General features: G+C 68.3%; 5 protein-coding genes. All 5 read right to left on the bottom strand.

All coding sequences use genetic code 11. From position 1 onward, the window contains the following. On the bottom strand, positions 1-157 hold a 157-nt coding region (locus tag VFJ08_RS01860; protein ID WP_349256930.1), incomplete at its 3' end, for a glycosyltransferase. Beyond that, positions 154-1,305, bottom strand: a complete 1,152-nt coding sequence (gene ftsW / locus VFJ08_RS01855; RefSeq protein ID WP_324994568.1) for a putative lipid II flippase FtsW — start codon at positions 1,303-1,305, stop codon at positions 154-156. The genes ftsW and VFJ08_RS01860, both read right to left, overlap by 4 nt. Then, the gene (gene murD, locus VFJ08_RS01850; protein WP_324994566.1) at positions 1,302-2,642 is read right to left on the bottom strand and encodes a UDP-N-acetylmuramoyl-L-alanine--D-glutamate ligase; all 1,341 of its coding nucleotides are present in this window, start codon (positions 2,640-2,642) and stop codon (positions 1,302-1,304) included. Before murD ends, ftsW begins: the two co-directional genes overlap by 4 nt. Next, positions 2,639-3,721 (bottom strand): phospho-N-acetylmuramoyl-pentapeptide-transferase, encoded by a 1,083-nt coding sequence (mraY, locus tag VFJ08_RS01845; protein ID WP_324994564.1) that lies wholly within the window; start codon positions 3,719-3,721, stop codon positions 2,639-2,641. Before mraY ends, murD begins: the two co-directional genes overlap by 4 nt. Then, a partial coding sequence (locus VFJ08_RS01840; RefSeq protein ID WP_324994562.1) for a UDP-N-acetylmuramoyl-tripeptide--D-alanyl-D-alanine ligase occupies positions 3,715-4,698 on the bottom strand: 984 nt, incomplete at its 5' end. The genes VFJ08_RS01840 and mraY, both read right to left, overlap by 7 nt.

Here is a 4,698-nt window from a genome sequence, read left to right as displayed (position 1 = left end):
CCGCGGCCGGCACCAGACGGGCCTCAATGCCGGCGGCCGTGCCCAGCCACGACACCGCCGTCCCCCGCGCAATAAGCTCGCGGGCGACCGCCAGGGCGGGGAACACGTGCCCGCCGGTTCCGCCGGCCATGATCAGAATGTGCGGCGCCCGGCTCATCGCGAGCTCTCCCGCAGCGCGGCCGTGCTTTCCATATCCACGCGCAAGATCAGCGCGCACCGCGCGCACATCATGACCAGCGACGAGCCGCCATAGCTCATCAGCGGCAGCGTCAGCCCCTTGGTCGGCAGCAAACACATGTTCACGGCGATATTCACGAACGCCTGCAACGACAACCAGCCGGACAGCCCGTAAGCCAGAAAGCCGCCGAAGAACTGCCCGACGTCGATCGCGCGTCCCGCGACCACGAAACCGCGCCAGACCACGATCGCGAACAGCACGATCAGCACGATCGAGCCGACCAGGCCGAATTCCTCGGCGTAAATGGCGAACAGAAAATCGGTATGCGTCTCGGGCAGATACGACAGTTTCTGCACCGAATTGCCCAGGCCCACGCCGAACAGATGCCCGCGGCCGATCGCGATCAGCGACTGCGTGAGCTGGAATCCGCTGGCGAACGGATGCGCCCAGGGATCGGCGAAACTCACCAGACGTTCCATGCGATACGGCGAGGAGAACACCAGCGCCGCGAGCGCCACCGCGGCCACCACGCCCAGCACGACCAGGTTGAACAGCCGCGCGCCGGCGACGAACAGAATGATCCCGGCCACCGTGATCAGAATCGCGCCGGCGCCGAAGTTGGGCTCCAGCAGCATCAGAAAACAGGCGATGACGAGAAACACCATCGGGCGAAACAGGCCGGCCCAGGTGGTCGCCAGATCGAACTGGCGGCGCGAGGCATAGCCGGCGACATAGAGCACCAAAAGCAAGCGCGCCGGCTCCGAGGCCTGAAGCGAAACCGGCCCGAAGTCGAGCCAGCGCCGGGCGCCGTTGACGGAATGCCCGATACCCGGAATCAGAACCAATGCCAGAAGCGCCAAGCCGGCCGCGAGCATGATGAAGGTATTGGCGGCCAACACCCGCATCGGAATATGCAGCACCACGAAACCGATGATCAGCCCGATCAGCGCATACACCGTCTGACGGTAGAAGAAATACATCGGATCGCCGGTCATACGGTCGGCCACGGCGACCGAGGACGAGCCGACCATCACCAGGCCGAGACAGCCGATCACGATCAACGTCGACAACAGCCAGACGTCGGGCCTGACCGGCGGCAGATACGCGGCAGCCAGGAGATTCTTCATGCGGCCAACTCCTGTACGGCAGCGGTGAAGGCATCGCCGCGCGCCATATAGTTGTCGAACTGATCGAAGCTCGCGCAGCCGGGCGACAGCAGCACCACGTCGCCGGCTTGGGCGATCGCGGCGGCGCGGCGTACCGCCTCGGCCAGCGTGGCCACGTTTTCGACCGGGGCATGCCCGACCACCGCCGCCGCGATCGCCGCGGCATCCTCGCCGAAAACCAGCACCGCCCGGGCCCGGCGCGCGGCCGCCGGACCGAGCGCGGCAAAATCCGCGCCCTTGCCGCAGCCGCCGGCCAGCAGCACGACCGGTGCGTCCATGCCGGCGAGCGAAGCCAACATCGCCCCCAGGTTGGTGCCCTTGGAATCGTTGACCCAACGTACGCCGCCGATCTCGGCCACCCATTGACAGCGATGCGCCAGGCCGGCGAAGCCTTCCAGCCCGGCGCGGATTGTCGCCTCGTCGATGCCGAGCGCCTCGGCCAGCGCCCAGACCGCGGCGGCGTTGGCCACGTTGTGGCGCCCGGCCACGCGCAGCCGGCGCGCGTCCAGCCAGGGCGCGGCGCCGCGCGCCAGCCAGAGCCCGTCGTCGATATCGATCACGCGATAGTCGGCGCGCTCGCCGGCGCCGAAACGCAGCACGCGCGCGGCCTGCGTATGCATGGCGCTAACGCGCGGGTCGTCGGCGTTGATCAGCGCGATCCCGGCGGCCCGGAAAATACGCGCCTTGAGCTCGGCATAATGTTCGAGACTGCCGTGACGATCGATATGATCGGCGCTGATATTGAGCACGGTCGCGGCCGCGCAGGCGATACGATCGGTGAGCTCGAGCTGAAAGCTGGACAACTCCAGCACGTACAAATCGATGTCGTCGGCCAGCAGATCCAGCGCCGGGGTGCCGAAATTGCCGCCGACGGCGACCCTCCGCCCGGCCGCGGCGGCGATCTCGCCGAGCCAGGCCGTCACCGTGGATTTACCGTTGGAGCCGGTGATCGCGATCACCGGCGCGTTCACCGTGCGCGCAAACCATTCGATATCGCCGACGACCTCGTACCCGGCCGCGCGGGCGGCCACGATCAGCGGCTCGCGCAGATCGACCCCGGGCGAGACCACGATCCGATCGATGCCGGCCAGCGCCGAAGCCGCCAGCGCGCCGGTGCGAAACTCGATTTCCGGCCACTCACGCGCCAGCTCGGCCGCGGCCGGCGGCGCGGCGCGGCTGTCGATAACGCGCACGCGCGCCCCGGCGGCCGCGGCAAAGCGGGCCGCCGAGGCGCCGGTGGCGCCGCAACCCACGACCAGCACGTGGGCGCCCGCCAGTTGTGTCTTCCAGTCGTTCATCGGATCTTCAACGTCGACAGACCGATCAGCACCAGCACCAGGGTGATGATCCAGAAACGCACGATGATCTTGGGCTCGGCCCAGCCCTTGAGTTCGAAGTGGTGGTGTAGCGGCGCCATGCGGAAGACCCGTCGCCCGGTCAGCTTGTAGCCGACGACCTGGATCATCACCGAAAGCGTCTCGGCGACGAAGATGCCGCCCATGACGACCAGGATGAGTTCCTGGCGGACAATCAGGGCGACCACGCCGAGCGCCGCGCCGAGCGCCAGCGCGCCGACGTCGCCCATGAACACTTGCGCCGGATAAGCGTTGAACCACAGGAAACCGAGCCCGGCGCCGGCGATCGCGGTGCAAAAGATCAGCAGTTCGCCCGCGCCCTTGATATAGGTGAACCCGAGATAGCGCGAGAACTCGGCGTGCCCGGTCACGTACGCGAAGATGCCGAGCGCCGAGGCCACCAACACGCAAGGCATGATCGCCAGCCCGTCCAGCCCGTCGGTGAGATTGACCGCGTTGGACGAGCCCACGATCACCAGATAGGTCCAGACGATGTAGCCCGCGCCCAGCGGCACGGCCACGTTCTTGACCATCGGGATCAGCACGCTGGTCTCGGCGGCCGAGCCGGCGACCATAAACAGCCAAAAACCGGCGACCAGACCGATCAGCGTCTGCGCGCCGTACTTTTCCCGGGCCGACAGTCCCTTGCTGTTGCCGAACTTGAGCTTCCTGTAATCGTCGACGAAGCCGACCACGCCGAAGGCGGCGGTTACGAACATCGCCAGCCAGACCCAGGCATCGGCCAGATTGGCCCAGAGCAGCGTGGACACCAGCACCGCGGCCAGGATGAGCACGCCGCCCATGGTCGGCGTGCCGGTCTTGACCAAATGGCTCTGCGGCCCGTCGTCGCGCACGAACTGGCCGACCTGGTGAAACGTCAGCCGGCGGATCAGCACCGGGCCGAACACAAAGCAGAACACCATCGCCGTCAACACCCCGAGGATGGCGCGAAAGGTCAGGAACTGGAACACGCGAAAGCCCGAAAAGGCCGGTTCCAGCAGATGGGCGACATACATCAGCATGACGCGCCCACCTTTTGTTGTTCGCCGTTCTCGCGCAGGGCGTCGGCCACCCGGTCCATACGGGCGCTGCGCGAGCCCTTGACCAGCACGATTACACCGCTGTCGGAGGCCGCCAGCGCGCCGACGAGCGCCGCGATCAGGCGGTCGTGATCGGGATACCAGGCGCCGCCCTCGCCGAACGCCGAGACCGTCAGCCGGCTGTGCTCGCCGGTGGCGAACAGACGCTCGATGCCGGCCGCGCGCGCGGCCAGCCCGGCATCGCGATGGGCCGATTCGCTGTAGTCGCCGAGCTCACCCATATCGCCGAGCACCGCCCAGCGCGCGCCGTCCTGCTCGCCAAGCCAGGCCAACGCGGCCGCGAGCGAACCCGGGTTGGCGTTGTAGCTGTCGTCGACCAGACGCGCGCCCGGCGCGATCGGCGTGATCGCCAGCCGCCCCGCGACCGCGGCCGTGCGCGCCAGACCGGCGGCAATGGCCGGCCCGTCGAGGCCGACGGCAAACGCCGCCGCGGCCGCGGCCAGCGCGTTGGCCACGTTGTGGCGACCGGCCAGATCGAGCGCGACCGGCGTGCGCGCGCCGGGCGTATGCAGCATGAAACGCGCGCCGTCGCCGTCCAATTCGATGTCGGCGGCATAGATGTCGGCGCCGCGCGCGGCCTCGGCCGAAAACGTCACGATGCGCCGGCTCTGGGCGCCCTCCTGGGCCAACTCGCGCCACAGACCGGCATAGTCGTCGTCGGCGTTGATCACCGCGGTGCCGTGCTCGGGCAACCGAATGAACAGTTCGCCCTTAGCCCGGGCGATGCCCTCGCGCGAGCCGAAGCCTTCCAGATGCGCCCAGCCGGCGTTGGTGATCACGCCCACGTCCGGGCGCGCGAGGCCGGCCAGTTGGCCGATCTCGCCGGGATGGTTGGCGCCCATCTCGATCACGGCGCGCTCGGCCGAGGCGTCCAGACGCATCAGCGTCAGCGGCACGCC

Source organism: Salinisphaera sp. (genome assembly GCF_035690525.1).
In the GTDB taxonomy this organism is placed as follows: domain Bacteria; phylum Pseudomonadota; class Gammaproteobacteria; order Nevskiales; family Salinisphaeraceae; genus Salinisphaera.
Note: the sequence above shows the minus strand (reverse complement) of the source record. Positions and strands in the feature narration are given on the sequence as shown.